This window comes from Pseudoduganella sp. jia 12 (genome assembly GCF_055502675.1).
Map to the genome: position 1 here is coordinate 522,521 of NZ_JBUXKP010000001.1, position 16,018 is coordinate 538,538.

General features: G+C 65.2%; 16 protein-coding genes. 10 read left to right on the forward strand and 6 right to left on the reverse strand.

Features of this window, described 5'->3' with window-relative positions; translation table 11 throughout:
- Positions 1-371: 371 nt before the first annotated feature.
- Positions 372-1,430: a PEP-CTERM sorting domain-containing protein gene (locus ACY65G_RS02140; protein WP_464995713.1), complete on the reverse strand. Its 1,059-nt coding sequence runs from the start codon at positions 1,428-1,430 to the stop codon at positions 372-374.
- A gap of 176 nt (positions 1,431-1,606) precedes the next feature.
- Here ACY65G_RS02140 and ACY65G_RS02145 point away from each other — a divergent pair, with 176 nt between their 5' ends.
- The 4 genes from ACY65G_RS02145 to ACY65G_RS02160 all read left to right on the forward strand — a co-directional run bounded on the left by ACY65G_RS02145 (position 1,607) and on the right by ACY65G_RS02160 (position 6,322).
- Positions 1,607-1,957: an ArsC family reductase gene (locus tag ACY65G_RS02145; protein ID WP_464995714.1), complete on the forward strand. Its 351-nt coding sequence runs from the start codon at positions 1,607-1,609 to the stop codon at positions 1,955-1,957.
- Positions 1,958-1,961: 4 nt separating this feature from the next.
- The gene (gene dapE, locus ACY65G_RS02150) at positions 1,962-3,095 is read left to right on the forward strand and encodes a succinyl-diaminopimelate desuccinylase (protein ID WP_464995715.1); all 1,134 of its coding nucleotides are present in this window, start codon (positions 1,962-1,964) and stop codon (positions 3,093-3,095) included.
- 22 nt (positions 3,096-3,117) lie between these two features.
- Positions 3,118-4,002, forward strand: coding sequence for a 50S ribosomal protein L3 N(5)-glutamine methyltransferase (prmB, locus tag ACY65G_RS02155; protein WP_464995716.1), 885 nt, complete (start codon positions 3,118-3,120; stop codon positions 4,000-4,002).
- A gap of 319 nt (positions 4,003-4,321) precedes the next feature.
- Positions 4,322-6,322, forward strand: a complete 2,001-nt coding sequence (locus tag ACY65G_RS02160; RefSeq protein WP_464995717.1) for an ATP-binding cassette domain-containing protein — start codon at positions 4,322-4,324, stop codon at positions 6,320-6,322.
- Between the two features lie 66 nt (positions 6,323-6,388).
- Here the strand turns inward: ACY65G_RS02160 and ACY65G_RS02165 are convergent, their stop codons facing one another.
- From ACY65G_RS02165 to ACY65G_RS02175, 3 genes are all read right to left on the reverse strand, one after another.
- Positions 6,389-6,916, reverse strand: a complete 528-nt coding sequence (locus tag ACY65G_RS02165) for a chemotaxis protein CheW (protein WP_464995718.1) — start codon at positions 6,914-6,916, stop codon at positions 6,389-6,391.
- A 111-nt stretch (positions 6,917-7,027) separates the two neighbouring features.
- A complete protein-coding gene (locus ACY65G_RS02170) occupies positions 7,028-8,914 on the reverse strand; it encodes a flagellar assembly protein A (protein ID WP_464995719.1) in 1,887 nt (628 codons plus the stop codon).
- Between the two features lie 327 nt (positions 8,915-9,241).
- The gene (locus ACY65G_RS02175; RefSeq protein WP_464995720.1) at positions 9,242-9,607 is read right to left on the reverse strand and encodes a hypothetical protein; all 366 of its coding nucleotides are present in this window, start codon (positions 9,605-9,607) and stop codon (positions 9,242-9,244) included.
- Between the two features lie 276 nt (positions 9,608-9,883).
- Between ACY65G_RS02175 and ompR the strand changes: the two genes are divergently transcribed.
- From ompR to ACY65G_RS02205, 6 genes are all read left to right on the forward strand, one after another.
- A complete protein-coding gene (gene ompR, locus ACY65G_RS02180) occupies positions 9,884-10,585 on the forward strand; it encodes an osmolarity response regulator transcription factor OmpR (RefSeq protein ID WP_229418989.1) in 702 nt (233 codons plus the stop codon).
- A 13-nt stretch (positions 10,586-10,598) separates the two neighbouring features.
- Complete coding sequence (locus ACY65G_RS02185) at positions 10,599-11,951, forward strand: ATP-binding protein (protein WP_464995721.1); 1,353 nt, start codon at positions 10,599-10,601, stop codon at positions 11,949-11,951.
- A gap of 195 nt (positions 11,952-12,146) precedes the next feature.
- Positions 12,147-12,632 (forward strand): VOC family protein, encoded by a 486-nt coding sequence (locus ACY65G_RS02190; RefSeq protein WP_464995722.1) that lies wholly within the window; start codon positions 12,147-12,149, stop codon positions 12,630-12,632.
- Between the two features lie 32 nt (positions 12,633-12,664).
- The gene (locus tag ACY65G_RS02195; protein WP_464995723.1) at positions 12,665-13,084 is read left to right on the forward strand and encodes a YciI family protein; all 420 of its coding nucleotides are present in this window, start codon (positions 12,665-12,667) and stop codon (positions 13,082-13,084) included.
- A gap of 38 nt (positions 13,085-13,122) precedes the next feature.
- Positions 13,123-13,842, forward strand: coding sequence for a YciI family protein (locus ACY65G_RS02200; RefSeq protein WP_464995724.1), 720 nt, complete (start codon positions 13,123-13,125; stop codon positions 13,840-13,842).
- Positions 13,839-15,137, forward strand: a complete 1,299-nt coding sequence (locus ACY65G_RS02205; RefSeq protein ID WP_464995725.1) for an RNA polymerase sigma factor — start codon at positions 13,839-13,841, stop codon at positions 15,135-15,137. Before ACY65G_RS02200 ends, ACY65G_RS02205 begins: the two co-directional genes overlap by 4 nt.
- Here ACY65G_RS02205 and ACY65G_RS02210 read toward each other — a convergent pair.
- Both ACY65G_RS02210 and ACY65G_RS02215 read right to left on the reverse strand, forming a co-directional pair.
- On the reverse strand, positions 15,134-15,547 hold the full coding sequence (locus ACY65G_RS02210) for a GFA family protein (RefSeq protein WP_464995726.1): 414 nt from the start codon (positions 15,545-15,547) through the stop codon (positions 15,134-15,136). The genes ACY65G_RS02205 and ACY65G_RS02210 overlap by 4 nt on opposite strands.
- A 14-nt stretch (positions 15,548-15,561) precedes the next feature.
- Positions 15,562-16,017, reverse strand: coding sequence for an Imm26 family immunity protein (locus ACY65G_RS02215; protein WP_464995727.1), 456 nt, complete (start codon positions 16,015-16,017; stop codon positions 15,562-15,564).
- Between the last annotated feature and the right edge of the window lies 1 nt (position 16,018).

Below are 16,018 nucleotides of genomic sequence, written 5' to 3' on the forward strand. Positions count from 1 at the left end.
GCGTTGATCGGTTCGACCAGGCGCGTTCACTGCCCTCCGGCGCCGGGCTCGCGGCATATTGTAGACAGTCCTCACGAATAATGCACTTATGACAATAACTTGCAATACGTAAGCCTGCAGCGCGGTGCGCGTGCGTTGCCAGGGAAACAGGGCCTCGACGCCGCCACGGTGCAGCACTGGCTGAAGCACGTGGACTGGGAACTCCTCGTCAACAAGAAAGGCACTACCCGACGCGGCTTGCCGGACGACCGCAAGGCTGCTGTCGTGGATGCCGCCAGCGCCACGGCCCTGATGATGGAATTTCCGTCCGTAATAAAGTGCCCCGCAGGCGGAGCGGAAAGCCACACGGCCCGAAACGTCGTTGACGGAATTTACGCTGAACGGCTGACCGCCGTGACCTTGCGGCGGCGCGCCAGCGCGACGACGCCGAGACCGAGGCCCAGCATGCCGTACGTGACCGGCTCGGGAACAGGGCTCATCAGGATGGCGCCGCAGCCATAGCCATTGTCCCAGTTGCAGGCCCAGGCGACCACCTGGCCCAGGTCGTTGACGGCGTTGCCCGTGAGGATGGTCCAGCCGCCCCCGGCCAGGTGGTCGAGGTAATAGGTGCCTGTCGGCGTGCCGAGCAATGCGAACGCGCCCCATTCGTCGAGGCCTGAAATGTAGCCGTTCGACATACTGATGGGAAACGCCATCTTGCCGCCCGGCGGATACCAGCTCGAGTTTTCCAGCATCATGTAGTAATGCTCGTTCCCCGACGGACTGAAGTAGGAGCTGGTACCGAACAGCTCGCCATTGGGACCGATGCCGCCCATCCCGGCACCGTACAGCAGGTCCAGGTCGGTCATTTCGCCGTTGCTGTACAAGAAGCTGTGCCATTCTCCCGAGGCCGTCTGGGCAGCGCCGATCACGTCGCCCGTCTCGCTAAGGCCGTACGCACGGCTTTCGGCACCGCCCAGCGTGCCGATGTCCTGCATGCCGCCGCTTGCCGTGTACACGAAGGCATGGGCGCCGCCACCGGCGATCTCCGACGTGCCCACCACCATACCGGCGTTGTTGATGTCGTTTGCAAAACTGGACACCCCACCCAGTGTGCCGAGGTCGCGCGTGGTGCCGTTCTCGTAGATGTACGCGTGCGACGCACCATCGCCGACGAGGCTGGCGGAACCGACGACGATACCCGCGTCGTTCAATCCGGCGCCCGACACCTTTCTGCCGCCCAGGCCGCCGATTGTGATGCGGCCGGACGCAGTGACCAGAATCGTGTTCGATGCGCCCGAACCGACGAGGCTCTGCAGTACTTCGCCACGGTTGTTGATGTCCGATGGGGAGTAGTCCACTCCCAGCATCTGGACCGTGTAGACAGGATCCGCCGCCCACGCAAACACATGCGTGGCGGCGAGTAACAGCGCGAGACCGGTTTTTTTCATTGCTTCCTCGGGTAGGTGAATGTAGGGCAACATGAAATGAAACGCTGGCATGTTAGCCCGGACCGGCATAGTAATGCAATTATGACAATAACTATCGAACAGCAAGCGATGCCCTCCGTGATCCGGCTCGCGGCCGTGCGGCTATAATGACGCCCTTTGGCCCGCGCATTCCCGCAATGACCACTCTCTACGGCATCCCCAACTGCGACACCGTGAAAAAAGCCCGTACCTGGCTTGCCGACCGCCAGCAGGATTTCACCTTCCACGACTTCCGGAAAAACGGCCTCGATGAAAGCACCGTGCAACGGTGGCTGGACTACGTGGACTGGGAAACGCTGGTGAACAGGAAGGGCACGACGTGGCGCGGCCTGCCGGACGAACGCAAGGCCATGGTGACCGATGCGGCCAGTGCGACCGCGCTCATGCTGGAATTTCCATCGGTAATCAAGCGTCCCGTGCTGCAGATGGCGCAAGCCTGCCATGTGGGCTTCAAGCCGGAGCAGTACCAACAGATCTTTACGAATTGAGACAATGACCGAATCCCGTACCCTTGCGCTGACCGAAAAGCTGATCGGCCGCTCTTCCGTCACCCCCGAGGACAAAGGCTGCCAGCAGCAGCTGATCGCCCTGCTCGAACCGCTGGGCTTTCGCTGCGAGACGATCGTCTCCGGCGACGTGACGAACCTGTGGGCGCGCCGCGGCACCGAGCAGCCCGTGTTCGTGTTCGCCGGCCACACCGACGTGGTGCCGACCGGCCCCGTCGAACAATGGACATCGGAGCCGTTCTTCCCGACGATCCGCGACGGCAAGCTGTATGGCCGTGGCGCGGCGGACATGAAGACGTCGATCGCCGCGATGGTGGTGGCCTGCGAGGAATTCATCGCCGCCCACCCGGATCACAAGGGTTCGATCGCCTTCCTGCTCACCAGCGACGAGGAAGGCCCCGCCACCGACGGCACCGTCATCGTCTGCAACAAGCTCAAGGAACGCGGCGAGGCGATCGACTACTGCGTGGTCGGCGAGCCCACGTCCAGCGCCACGCTGGGCGACATGATCAAGAACGGCCGCCGCGGTTCGATGTCCGGCTGCCTGACGATCAAGGGTATCCAGGGCCACATCGCCTACCCGCAGCTGGCAAGGAACCCGATCCACCAGGCCGCGCCGGCGCTGGCCGACCTGGTGGCCGAGGTGTGGGATGAAGGCAACGAGTACTACCTGCCCACTTCGTGGCAGATGTCGAACGTGAAGGCCGGCACGGGTGCGAACAATGTGATCCCGGGAGCGATGGTCATCGATTTCAATTTCCGCTTCTCGACCGCCAGCACGGCCGAAGGCCTGCAGCAGCGGGTGCATGCGATCCTCGACCGGCATGGCCTCGAATACGACCTGAAATGGATCATCTCCGGTTACCCGTTCCTGACGCCGCGCGGCACGCTGTCGACCGCCATCTGCGAAGCGATCAAGGGCGAGACCGGCATCGAGACCGAACTGTCGACGACGGGCGGCACGTCCGACGGCCGCTTCATCGCGCAGATCTGCCCGCAGGTGATCGAGTTCGGGCCGCCGAACGGCAGCATCCACAAGATCGACGAGCACGTGGAAGTGCGTTTCATCGATCCGCTGAAGAACATCTATCGCCGCACATTAGAGAACCTGCTCGCCTGACCTGGCACAAAGGAAGAACACCATGACCACCATCTTTGCCACGCCGCGCGACCTGCTGCGCTACGCGACCACCCGTTTCAATACCGAAAAACTGTTCTTCGGCCATGGCAGCGCCGAGGCCTTCGACGAGGCGGCCTACCTGATCCTGCACACGCTGAAGCTGCCGCTGGACCGGCTCGATCCGTTCCTCGACGCGCGGCTGCTGCCCGATGAAATCCAGCGCGTGCTGGACGTGATCGAGCGCCGTGCCACCGAGCGCGTGCCAGCCGCCTACATCACCAACGAGGCATGGCTGGGCACCTACCAGTTCTACGTGGACGAGCGCACGATCGTGCCGCGCTCCTACATCGCCGAGCTGATTCCCGAATACTTCTCGCCGTGGGTCAATAACCAGGAAGGCATCGCCAACGTGCTGGAACTGTGCACGGGGTCGGGCTGCCTGGCGATCATGCTGGCCGACGCGTTCCCGGACGCGCAGGTGGACGCCGTCGACATCTCGGCCGATGCGCTGGAAGTGGCGCGCCGCAACGTGGCGACCTACAAGCTGGAAGACCGCGTGAACCTGGTCCAGTCGGACCTGTATGCCGCCGTGCCGCAGAAAAAATACGACCTGATCATCACCAACCCGCCATACGTGAATTCCGGTTCGATGGCGCGGCTGCCGCAGGAGTACCGCCATGAGCCGCAGATCGCCCTCGATGGCGGCGTGGACGGCATGGACCTGGTGCGCCGGATCGTGGCCGGCGCCGCCGAGCGGCTGACCGACGATGGCCTGCTGATCGTCGAAATCGGCAACGAGAAGGCGTTCGCGGAAGCGGCCTTCGGCGATATGGGCCTGACGTGGCTGACCACGAGCCAAGGGGATGACATGGTGTTCCTCCTCACCGCCGACCAACTGAAGCTGTAATAAGAACTGTGGTTTGTCGAGGTCCCTGGATCGTCATCACCCCATGAGGGGATAAGATGGACCCGGGGTCTTCCTCCTCACCGCCGACCAACTGAAGCTGTAGTAAGAACTGTGGTTTGTCGAGGTCCCTGGATCGTCATCACCCCATGAGGGGATAAGATGGACCCGGGGGCTTCCTCCCCACCGCCGACCAACTGAAGCTGTAATAAGAACTGTGGTTTGTCGAGGTCCCTGGATCGTCATCACCCCATGAGGGGATAAGATGGACCCGGGGTGTTCCTCCTCACCGCCGACCAACTGAAGCTCTGATAAGTAAAGCATGATCCGTCTCGAACAAGTAAGCCTGATGCGCGGCGTGAAGCCGCTGCTGGAAAACGTCGACCTGACGCTGAACCCCGGCGACAAGATCGGCCTGATCGGCGCCAATGGCGCCGGCAAGTCCAGCCTGTTTGCCATGCTGCGCAACGAGCTGCACCCGGACCAGGGCAATATCGATTTCCCGGCCAAGTGGCGCATGGCTTACGTGGCGCAGGAAACCCCGCCACTGCAGCGCAATGCCCTCGATTATGCGATCGATGGCGACGTGAACCTGCGCAAATTGCAGGCGGAGCTGGAGCGGCTGGAAGCCATGCCCGACTCCGCCGAACAGGGCCTCGCACTCGGCAATGCGCACGTGGCGCTGGCCGATGCGGATGCCTACACGGTGCAGTCGCGCGGCGAACAGCTGCTGCTGGGCCTGGGCTTCACGCTGGACCAGATGCAGCAGCCCGTGGCCAGCTTCTCCGGCGGCTGGCGCATGCGCCTGAACCTGGCGCAGGCGCTGATGTGCCCTTCCGACCTGCTGCTGCTCGATGAACCGACCAACCACCTGGACCTGGACGCGATCATCTGGCTGGAGGACTGGCTCAAGCGCTATGCCGGCACCCTGATCATCATTTCGCACGACCGCGATTTCCTCGACGAGATCGTCAACGTGATCGTGCACATCGACGACCGCAAGCTGAAGCGCTACTCGGGCAACTACTCGAGTTTCGAGCGCCAGCGCGCCGCGCAGATGGTGTTGATGGCCGGCGCCGCCGAAAAGCAGGCGCGCAAGAAGGCGCACCTGGAATCGTTCATCGACCGCTTCAAGGCCAAGGCGTCGAAGGCCAAGCAGGCGCAGAGCCGCATGAAGGCGCTGGCGAAGATGGAGGAACTGGCGCCGCTGCGCGCCGCCGCCGAATTCTCGTTCGAGTTCCGCGAGCCGCTTTCCGCTCCGAACCCGCTGCTCGTGCTGGAAGACGTGGATGCCGGCTATCGCAGCGAAGATCCCGCCACCTATGAGGTGAAGGAAAAAACGATCGTCCACGGCATCAATTTCAGCCTGCAGACAGGCCAGCGCATCGGCCTGCTGGGCGTGAACGGCGCCGGCAAGTCCACGCTGATCAAGACGGTGGCCGGCGACCTGGCGCCGCTGGCCGGCACGGCGACCACCGGCAAGGGCCTGATCATCGGCTACTTCGCCCAGCACCAGGTGGAGATGCTGCGGCACGACGAATCGCCGCTGTGGCACCTGCAGAAGATCGCGCCCACGGTGCGCGAGCAGGAGCTGCGCAACTTCCTGGGCGGCTTCAACTTCCCGGGCACGATGGTCACGAGTTCGATCGCGCCGTTCTCCGGCGGCGAAAAGGCGCGCCTGGCGCTGGCGCTGATCGTGTGGCAGCGCCCCAACCTGCTGCTGCTCGATGAACCGACCAACCACCTGGACCTGGAAACGCGCGAGGCGCTGACCGAGGCGCTGGCGCAGTTCGAGGGCACGCTGGTGGTGGTCTCGCACGACCGGCACCTGCTGCGGGCGACGACCGACCAGTTCATCATCGTGGCCGACGGCAAGCTGCAGCCGTTCGACGGCGACCTGGACGACTACAAGGACTGGCTGTTCAAGACCAAGCTGGGCAAGGGAACCGACGTGCTGCCGGCGGCCGGCAAGGAGCACAAGACGGCGTATCCCTCCACGTCGCCGGTGGCGCCGCCGCCGGTCGCGCCAACCGTCGACAAGCGCGAACAGAAGCGGCTGGAGGCGGAGCAGCGCCAGCGCCTGGCCGCGCAGCGCAAGCCGATCGAGAACAAGGTCAAGCGCCTGGAAGAGCAGATCGCCAAGCGCAACGCGCAGAAGGCCGAAGTCGACGCGCAGCTGCAGGACCCGGCAATCTACGAAGCGGCCAACAAGCCGAAGCTGAAGACGCTGCTGGCGGACCAGGCTTTCTATACGAAAGACCTGGCACAGCTGGAAGAGGAATGGCTGGGCTTGCAGGAACAGCTCGAAGCGCTGGCCGCCTGAACCGGCAAGCCGTACCAACCAGAAATAACGCCGCCCTCGGGCGGCGTTATTTTTTGCGGCACCGCATCACGCGGCGGCGTGCAGGCTGTCCGGCCGCACGCGGCGGATCGCCATCAGCCTGTCGATGTCGACGACGATCAGCCGGCGGCCGCCCGCGTCCGCAAGGCCCAGCAGGTAGTCGACTTCCGCCGCAACGTTGGGAATCGGCTTGATGTCCCTGCCGGCCAGCATGACGAGGTCGGTCACGCCATCGGTCACCATGCCCATCACGCAGGTCGACAGCTTGAGGATGATCACGTCGGTCTGCGGATCGTGCTCCGACGGCCGCGGGCCGAACGCGATGCGCATGTCGACGACAGGCATGATGATGCCGCGCGAGACGGCGACACCGCTGACGATTTCGCCGTCCGCCGCGAAGCGTTCGAGCGCCCGCAGGGGCCGCAGTTCCTGCACGTTGGCGTAATCGAGCGCGTACTCGAGCCCGCCAAGGCGGAACGTGAGATATTGCCGCGTCTCGGTATCCTGCTGCGGACCGGCACCGGATTCCGGTCGTGCCTGCGCTTTCATGGTGGCTGGTGGTGGATTGGTTTGCATGGTGTTCCTTTCGTCCCGTCGTGCGGCAAGGTTGCGCATTCTCCATGCTAAGGTCGCCTCCCGTTCCAGTGTTGAGAACGCTCAATGTTTCCTGCCGGGACTATCGTGGACTCACCTGAAGGACCAGTCGAGCGCACCATCGGCCGCCTGCAGCACGGGCGCGTGGCTCCACGAGCCGGCCCGCAGGTGCGCCTTGATGTCCTTTGCCGCCAGGCGGGTTGGCGGGCCCGTGTCCGGGTGATACAGCATGGTGCGCAAGACCGTGTCGCCATCGACCACCTTGACCGTGCACGATGCTGCGGTGGCAATCTCGCTGCGGCGCCGGCGCGCCATGTCCAGCTGGCCCTGCAGGCCGTTGAATTGTGCTCGCGCTCCGTTGCCGGCCAGCGACACCTGGGCGATCTCGTTCAACGCCGGCGCGAGCTGCTCCGCCATTTTCCTGAACAGCGCCTGCTGGGCGGCGGTCAGCGTCACCTCCCCCGCGCGCACGCGGGCGGACAGCGCCAGGTACCCGCCCACATCCTGCCGGCCGCGCAGCTCGTTGACCGTGTCGCTGTGCGCGTCCGCCATGGCCTGGCAGCGGGCCGCACGCGCCGTGAGGTCGGCAAGGGCTTCGTCGGCCTGCCGGGTGTCGGAGAGTAGCGCGAACAGCAGCATTTCGCTGCCCTTGCGGGGCCCGGCAACGGTCAGCGCCATGTTGCGCGCGGCGATCGCACAGCCGCTGGCGATGCCGATCACCACCTCGTCGGCCACGATTTCGCAGTTGGTCGCCGCGCCGATCGTCACCCGGGCGGCACTGATCACGCAATTTTGCGCCTCGCGGATCGTCACTTCGCCGCCCTGCGCCTGCAGCACCGCATTCGCCGCGACCCTGCCGATCCCGATCGCTCCGCCGACATTGACGACGCTTCCCCCCATCAGGTTACGTTTCAACTGCACGGTACCGCCGCGCGATGCGATGTGGCCGAACACGTCGCCATGGATGGTGATGCTGCTCCCTTCCACGATCACGTGTTCGTGCACGTCGCCGAATTCCTCGTATTCGCCGGCCAGTTGCAGGTTGCCGGTGGTGCGCACGCTGACACCGTCCCTGCCGACGATCTTCGGCCCGATCGACAGGCGGCCGTTCCTCCTGTCGACATGGATGAAACCTTCGACGGCGGACACCAGGTGATCGTGGCCGTCGAGGTACTCGATCACGGTGCCCGCGCCGGCCACGTCGGTGAGCTCCCGGTCCATGCCGTCCTTCGCTTCGATCGGCACGCCCGACAGTTCGATGCCGCGCGTGCCGGCGGTGCAGGGATCCTTGCGCAGCAGTCGCACCTGCGCTTTCACCTGCGGGAAGCGGTTCTCGAATGCGTGCAGGTCGAAGCGGCCATTGGCCAGCTCGCGCGGCGCGTTGGACTGGTGGAGGTGCGGCGACACCTCGATGAAAGCCGCATTCCGCCCGGCCACGGGTTCGAGGCGGCGGGCGACCACGATGCGCGCCCGCCCGCCGGCTTCGATCACCGCCCGCACGGTGTGGGCGTCGATGCCGAACCGGATGCCCTTGAACCACATGTCCGCGACGAATTCATCGAAGTCCAGCATCGTCAGTTCCGGCATGCCATGGGCATTGGCGAACAGCACGCGCTCGAAAGGATAGATGGCTGCGCCGGCGTCGATCTTCGCGGTTTTGTAGAGGGCGCGGCGCGCCGGCGGGAATGGAACGATGGCATCGGCGACACGCACCAGCGTCTGTCCATGGCACTCGACGGGCAGTTGGGGGCCCGCGCCGTACAGCATGCGCAGGAAGATGTCGTAATCGAGACCGGCCAGCAGGGAACCGGCCTGGAACAGCGCGTCGACGGCCGCCTGCAAGGCCGGCTGCGCCGCACCGGCATGGAGCCAGACACCGTCGTCGCGCCCGATGATGACCGGCGCCTCGTTCTCGTTCTCGTTCCCGTTATCGCCCTCGTCCTCGTCCGGCAAGGGTGCCGGCTCCCCATCGTTGGTCATTGGAATCCCCTATGTTCTCGCATTCAAGAAACTCAACAGGGTCCAATGTATAAATTTTTTCCTTACGGCAATTTGATTGCGGCCAAGCACTATCTGGCTTGCGTGAAAATGCCGGCAAAAAGCGCGATGGCACCCAAGGAAACGGGCACAAACGAGACAACGGAGGAGGCAAACCGACGCGGCCCGCGTGGCGACGGTCGCAAAAAAGGCCGGTCACTTGCATGACGGCCTTTAGAGGAAATATGAACTGAGCTGAGCTGAGCTGAGCTGAGCTGCGGTTAATTGAGATGGAAACCGGCTCGGCTCGAAACCGGCTCGCTGAGCGGGTCAGCGACGCGGCGGGTTCGAATACACTTCGATGCGCGCATCGTTGATCTGGCGGCGCAGGTCGCGCCGCTCATCGGGCGTCATGCGGCTCATGCGCCGGGAAATTTCGGCATTGCTGGCGTTTTCCTGCATGATCCGGCGCTGCTCTTCGGCGCGGGCTTCGAACGAACGCGCATCGGTGCCCTCGCCCCATTGGCTGTCGCGGCGCTGCTGCTGCTGCTGGTTGTCGCGGCGGGGCGGCCCATCGTTCGGGCCCGCATGGACGAACGACGGCAGCATACCGCCCAGCGTGAGGAGCAGCGACGCGATCGCGGCACGCGCGCGCTGCGCGTTTGCCCTGCTCCGATCGTGTGCCTGCTTGCTCATGCCATGTCCTCGTTTTTGTCTGGTAACCTGTACCCGATGGACGAAGTGTATGCCCCTTTCCCTGTGGGTATAAGGGTGATTGGGTAAAGTTTGTAACACTTTGTAATGGGTACGTACGTGTGCGCCTTTCATTGCGTTAAGACGTTACCATAGCGACATGCTTCTGACAATTCCGACAGCAATATGACTACTTCGACCGATACCGGCAACAATGGTGCCACTGCGGGCTCCACCTCTTCCACCAGCGTCTCCCACGGCGGCCACCAGGCCAAGATCATGGTCGTGGACGATGACGTCCGCCTGCGCGACCTGTTGCGCCGCTACCTGACCGAACAGGGTTTCAATGTGTTTACCGCGGAAAACGCCACCGCGATGAACAAGCTGTGGCTGCGCGAGCGCTATGACCTGCTGGTACTCGACCTGATGCTGCCCGGCGAAGATGGCCTGTCGATCTGCCGCCGCCTGCGCGGCGCCGGCGACCAGACGCCGATCATCATGCTGACGGCCAAGGGCGAGGATGTGGACCGCATCGTCGGCCTCGAAATGGGCGCGGACGACTACCTGCCCAAGCCGTTCAACCCGCGCGAACTGGTGGCCCGCATCGGCGCCGTCCTGCGCCGCAAGGCCCCCGACGAAATCCCCGGCGCACCATCCGAAACGCCGCAAACCTTCGAGTTCGGCCAGTTCGTGCTGGACCTGGGCACGCGCACGCTGAAGAAGAATGGCGAAACGGTGCCGCTGACCACCGGTGAATTCTCCGTGCTGAAAGTGTTCGCCCGCCACGCGCGCCAGCCGCTGTCGCGCGAAAAGCTGATGGAACTGGCGCGCGGCCGCGAATACGAGGTGTTCGACCGCTCGCTGGACGTGCAGATCTCGCGCCTGCGCAAGCTGATCGAGCCGGACCCTTCCAGCCCGCTGTACATCCAGACCGTATGGGGCCTGGGCTACGTGTTCATTCCGGAGGGACAGCCGCGTTGATGCGTGCCGTTCGATGAAGTTCCGTCGCATTTCGCTGGCCCGCTTCAAGAGCGGGCTGTTCTGGCGCACCTTCCTGCTGCTCGGCGTGCTGACGACGCTGTCGATGGCGTCGTGGACCGGCATGATCAGCTGGGTCCAGCGCGGCCCGCAGGCGCAGCAGCTGGCTGCGCAGGTGATCTCGGTCGTCACCATCACACGCGCGGCGCTGACGCACTCCGCCCCCGAGCTCCGCACCGAACTGCTGTTCGACCTGGTTTCCAACGAAGGCATCCGCGTCTTCCTGCTGGAAGAAAACGATGAAGTCGACCCGCCGCCCGACATCGCGCTGATGCCGGACATCGAGCGGCTCGTCAAGGCCAAGCTGGGCAAGAACACGCGCTTTTCCGCGCGCGTCAACGGCATGCGCGGCTTCTGGGTCAGCTTCAATATCGGCGAAGATGCCTACTGGCTGATGCTCGAGCGCGAGCGCATTCCCTGGCTGACGGGCATCCAGTGGCTCGGCTGGGCCGCCGTGGTGTCGCTCGTTTCGCTGCTGGGCGCGGCCGCCATTTCCAGCCTGGTCAACGCCCCGCTGCGCCGGCTCACGGTCGCGGCCCGCGCCATCGCGCAGGGCCGACGGCCCGAGCCGCTGCCAGAGAAGGGGCCGCAGGAGATCCGGCAGGCGAACCGCAGCTTCAACCAGATGGTGGACGACCTGCAGCAGGTCGAATCGGACCGCGCGGTGATCCTGGCCGGCATTTCGCACGACCTGCGCACGCCGCTGACAAGGATGCAGCTGGAAGTGGAGATGGCGGACCTTTCGCAGGATGCGCGGGACGGCATGAAATCCGACCTCGCGCAGATGGATGCGATCATCGCCCAGTTCCTCGATTACGCGAAACCGACCGAATCGTCCACCTTCGTGCCGGTGGACGTGCCGGCCATGCTGGACGAAGTGGCCCATGAAGTTTCCCGCCTGCCGGACGTGAAAGTCACCACCGACATCGCCTGCGACGTCCAGCTGCGGGGCAACAGCACCGACCTGAAACGGGTGTTCCACAACCTGATCGAGAATGCCCGTCGCTATGGCAAGACCCCGGGTACGGACATGGCCGAGATCGACATCCGCTGTACCGTCAAGGGCATGCACACTGCCAAGCGGGTCACGATCGAGGTGCAGGACCACGGCGTGGGCGTGCCGGAGGAAAGGATGGCCGAGCTGCTGAAACCGTTCACCCGGCTGGACGAAGCGCGCAGCCAGGCCAATGGCGCCGGCCTCGGGCTGGCGATCGTCGAGCGCGTGCTGCAACGGCATGGCGCGGAACTGCAGCTGAGCAATCGCGAAGGCGGCGGCCTGTCGATCCAGATCACGATGGACGCGATCTGACGGGTCATTTCCTTCGCGCACGCTCCTGACAGGAACTGTCAGCCGCCGCGACTACCATCGGTGGCTGATGTTCCCCCGGCGGCCGGCGCGGCGAAAGAATATTTTCAGCGGTTTGTCGATCTGGCGTTTCGCCGTTCGTCGTGGGAGTATGGGAACGCAGTTCGTGTTCCCTCACAACCATGAAGGAGACAGGCCATGAGCGAAGTTGCAAAAATTCCCGCGGACATGCCCACCGTGACGCCGCACCTTGTCTGCCGCAATGCAGCCGAGGCGATCGAGTTCTACAAGAAGGCGTTTGGCGCCGTCGAGCTGGTGCGCATGCCGGTGCCGGACGATAGCGGCAAGCTGATGCACGCAATGATCCGCATCGGCGATACCAAGATCATGCTCGTCGACGAATTCCCCGACCATGGCAGCTTCGGCCCGCAAGACTTGCCCAGTTCCCCCGTCACGCTCCATTGCTACGTCGAGGATGTCGATGCGGCCTTCCAGCGCGCGGTCGATGCGGGGGCGGAGGCGAAAATGCCGCCGGCGGACATGTTCTGGGGCGACCGCTATGGCGTGCTGCGCGACCCGTTCGGTCACAGCTGGTCGCTGGCCACGCATATCCGCGACGTGCCGCCGGAGGAAGCCATCGAAGCGTCGAAGACGGCGATGAGCTGCCCCGAAGTTGCCCAATGAGTGGCCCAATAACCGACGACAAGGAGACCGCCATGCGATTCATGATCATCGTGAAAGCCACCCCTGACTCCGAAGCAGGCAGGATGCCATCCACCGAACTGCTCGAAGCGATGGGAAAATACAACGAGGAACTGGTCAACGCCGGCGTGATGCTGGCCGGCGAGGGCCTGCACCCCAGTTCCAGGGGGGTGCGCATCCGCTACAACGGCAAGGAGCGCACCGTGACCGACGGCCCTTTTTCCGAGACCAAGGAACTGATTGCGGGCTTCTGGCTGATTCAGGTAAAGTCGCGCGAGGAAGCCATCGAGTGGCTCAAGCGCGCGCCGATGGAAGACGGCGACGAGGTCGAGATCCGCCAGGTATTCGAGGCCGAGGACTTCGGTGCCGAATTCACGCCGGAACTGCGCGAACAGGAGGACAGGCTGCGCGACCGCATCGCCGGTTCGGCCTGATCCTTTACCGGATCACGAAAGGGGACGGGATGCAATTCATGGTGATACGCCGTGCGGACGCCGCTTCCGAAAGCGGTGCCTTTCCATCGGCGCCGCTGGTCGACGCGGTGCCGGCCGGGCGCTGGCTGCATCCCGGCCTCGATGCCACGCGCCTGCACCGCAGCGCCGGCGCATGGTCCATCGAACACGGCCCTTTCCCCGCCGCCGAACTGGCGGCCGGCTTCGCGATCGTCGATGTGCCGTCGAAGGAGGCGGCCATCGCCTGGGCCCGCAACTGGCCCGTGGCGGACGCCGAGGGGAGCGCGCTGCTCGAAGTGCGTGAAACGGGTTGCACAGGCGGTTGCGCGGGCTTCGACACGCAATCGCCGCCGCATCTCACGCCCTATGCCGTATTGATCCGCTCCAGCGACATCCTGGAGGCCGACCTGGTCCCGCCACCGGAAGTCATCGCCCGCATGAACGCGCGCAACGCGCAGGATGCGCAGGCCGGCGTGCTGCTCGCCGGGGATGGCCTGAAAGGCACGGCCAGGGGCGCGCGTGTGAAGTTCAAGGGCGGGCGGCCATCGGTCGTCGATGGCCCGTTCACCGAGATCAAGGAGCTGATCGCCGGCTTCTGGCTGATCCAGGCCGACTCGCGCGACGCGGCGATCGCCTGGGTCAAAAGCTACCCGTTTCCCTGGCCCGATGTGACGCTGGAATTGCGGCAGGTCGCGGCGCTTTCCACAGATGGGGCTTCGACAAGCGCGGCGGCGGCTTGACCGGCCGGGCCCACCGCGCCGTCGAGGCGGTCTGGCGCATCGAATCGGCGAAGATCATCGCCGCGCTCGCGCGGATGCTGCGCGACGTGGGCCTGGCCGAGGAAATGGCGCAGGAAGCGCTCGTGGCCGCCCTCGAAACATGGCCGGTGAATTTTCCCGCCAGCGGCGCGCCGGACAATCCGGCCGCCTGGCTGATGGCCACGGCGAAGAACCGCGCGCTCGACCACCTGCGCCACCGCAAGCTGGCGCAGGACAAGGAACCCGAGCTCGCGTGGGAAATCGAAAGCCTGCTGGAAGATGCCGCGCCCGACCTGGACCGGGCCCTCGATGAGCGCATCGGCGACGATTTGCTGCGTCTCGTCTTCATCGCCTGCCATCCGGTGTTGCCGACCGAAGGCCGCGTGGCGCTCACCTTGCGCCTGCTGGGCGGCCTGACGACGGAGGAAATCGCGCGCGCCTTCCTCGTGCCCGAGCCCACGGTGGCGCAGCGCATCGTGCGCGCCAAGCGCACGCTCCTTGAAGCCCGCGTGCCGTTCGAAGTACCCGTGGGGCATGAACTGGTGCAGCGGCTGTCGTCCGTGCTGCAGGTGATCTACCTGGTCTACAACGAAGGTTACTCGGCCAGCACCGGCGCCGACTGGATGCGCCCGGCGCTGTGCGACGAGGCGCTGCGCCTGGGCCGCATCCTGGCCGGGCTGGTGCCCCGGGAATCGGAAGTGCACGGCCTGGTGGCGCTGATGGAAATCCAGTCGTCGCGCGCCCGCGCCAGGCTGGCGGCCGACGGCTCGCCCGTGCTGCTGCTGGACCAGGATCGCGCGCGCTGGGACCAGTTGCTGATCCGCCGCGGCCTGGCCGCGCTGGAGCGCGCCGGGCAGCTCGGCAAGAGCCTCGGCCCCTACGGCCTGCAGGCCGCGATCGCCGCCTGCCACGCGCGCGCCCGCAAGGCGGCCGACACGGACTGGCAACGCATCGCCGCGCTGTACGATGGCCTGGCGCAGCTGGCGCCATCGCCGGTGGTGGAACTGAACCGCGCGGTGGCGCTGGCCATGGCCTTCGGCCCGGCCGCCGGCCTGGAAGTGGCCGACACGCTCGTGGACGAAACCGCGCTGCGCAACTACCACCTGCTGCCCAGCGTGCGCGGCGATTTCCTTTTCAAGCTGGGCCGGCTGCAGGAAGCGCGCGCCGAATTCCTGCGCGCGGCGGAGCTCACGCAGAACGAACGCGAACGCACGCTGCTGCTGTCGCGCGCGGCCGCCTGCCAGTCGCTGCCAGCCGGGAGGGACCAGGCAAACTAGGGAACTTCGCGAGCGCCCTCGCCGCGCGTGCGCAGGTAGCGCGGCAGGCTGTCGGCCAGTTGCAGCCAGCGCAGGTGGCTCTGCATGTAGGTATGGTCGCCGGGCGGCACGGGTTCGGGATCGTCCAGGCTGGCCGTGGTGACATCGAGTTCGCCGGGACAGGCATCGTCCTCGAACGTCAGCTGCGTGCCGCAGGCCGCGCAGAAGCCGCGGCGCACGCCGGGGCTGGAATGGTACCAGGCCGGGCTGCCGGAAGAAAAATGCAGGCCGGCCCGCGGCACCGAGAACCATGCCACGCACGGCGCCCCGCTGGCGCGGCGGCACATCGTGCAATGGCACAGCGTGCTGTTGAACACGTTGGCCGTGACCAGGTAGCGCACGGCACCGCAAAAACAGCCCCCCTGGTGCATGATTCCTCCGCCTGCTATTCCAGCAGCTTGGTCAGCAGCAGCTCGGTCGACCCATAACCGAACAGCGAATCGCTTTCCAGGCCCGCCGTTTCATACGGCACCGACACTTCGCGTTCGGGCTTGGCCGGATCGTCCGCATAGGTGGCCTGCCAGGCGCGCTTGAGCGCATCGGAGCGCCGGATGAACACGGGTACCGGCCAGTCGTTGCGGTCGAAATGGTCGGCCTCGCCAAGCACCGGCCAGCGGCCATTGGCCAGCGCCATGTCGCCCGTGCGGATCGCCTTGACGGCATCGCCCGCCTTCAGCGCCAGCACATCGGCGAGCGTGGGCATCACGGCGCGTTTCGGCCCGAACAGGTAGGCCAGCATGATCTTCCCCTGCGGGGACATGCGGGCAACGAGCCCGGCTGCGTAGCCGCCGTTGATCAGGGGGACGGCAAACCAGCTTCCTTCGTGGTACGGCTGCTTCATT

Coding starts and splice junctions, on each gene's coding strand:
- ACY65G_RS02170 (WP_464995719.1), bottom strand. CDS start 8,914: ATGACCAACGATGGGGAGCCGGCACCCTTGCCGGACGAGGACGAGGGC.
- ACY65G_RS02215 (WP_464995727.1), bottom strand. CDS start 16,017: ATGAAGCAGCCGTACCACGAAGGAAGCTGGTTTGCCGTCCCCCTGATC.
- ACY65G_RS02200 (WP_464995724.1), top strand. CDS start 13,123: ATGGTGATACGCCGTGCGGACGCCGCTTCCGAAAGCGGTGCCTTTCCA.
- ACY65G_RS02190 (WP_464995722.1), top strand. CDS start 12,147: ATGAGCGAAGTTGCAAAAATTCCCGCGGACATGCCCACCGTGACGCCG.
- ompR (WP_229418989.1), top strand. CDS start 9,884: ATGGTCGTGGACGATGACGTCCGCCTGCGCGACCTGTTGCGCCGCTAC.
- ACY65G_RS02165 (WP_464995718.1), bottom strand. CDS start 6,916: ATGCAAACCAATCCACCACCAGCCACCATGAAAGCGCAGGCACGACCG.
- ACY65G_RS02195 (WP_464995723.1), top strand. CDS start 12,665: ATGCGATTCATGATCATCGTGAAAGCCACCCCTGACTCCGAAGCAGGC.
- ACY65G_RS02160 (WP_464995717.1), top strand. CDS start 4,322: ATGATCCGTCTCGAACAAGTAAGCCTGATGCGCGGCGTGAAGCCGCTG.
- ACY65G_RS02185 (WP_464995721.1), top strand. CDS start 10,599: ATGAAGTTCCGTCGCATTTCGCTGGCCCGCTTCAAGAGCGGGCTGTTC.
- ACY65G_RS02145 (WP_464995714.1), top strand. CDS start 1,607: ATGACCACTCTCTACGGCATCCCCAACTGCGACACCGTGAAAAAAGCC.
- prmB (WP_464995716.1), top strand. CDS start 3,118: ATGACCACCATCTTTGCCACGCCGCGCGACCTGCTGCGCTACGCGACC.
- dapE (WP_464995715.1), top strand. CDS start 1,962: ATGACCGAATCCCGTACCCTTGCGCTGACCGAAAAGCTGATCGGCCGC.
- ACY65G_RS02140 (WP_464995713.1), bottom strand. CDS start 1,430: ATGAAAAAAACCGGTCTCGCGCTGTTACTCGCCGCCACGCATGTGTTT.
- ACY65G_RS02210 (WP_464995726.1), bottom strand. CDS start 15,547: ATGCACCAGGGGGGCTGTTTTTGCGGTGCCGTGCGCTACCTGGTCACG.
- ACY65G_RS02175 (WP_464995720.1), bottom strand. CDS start 9,607: ATGAGCAAGCAGGCACACGATCGGAGCAGGGCAAACGCGCAGCGCGCG.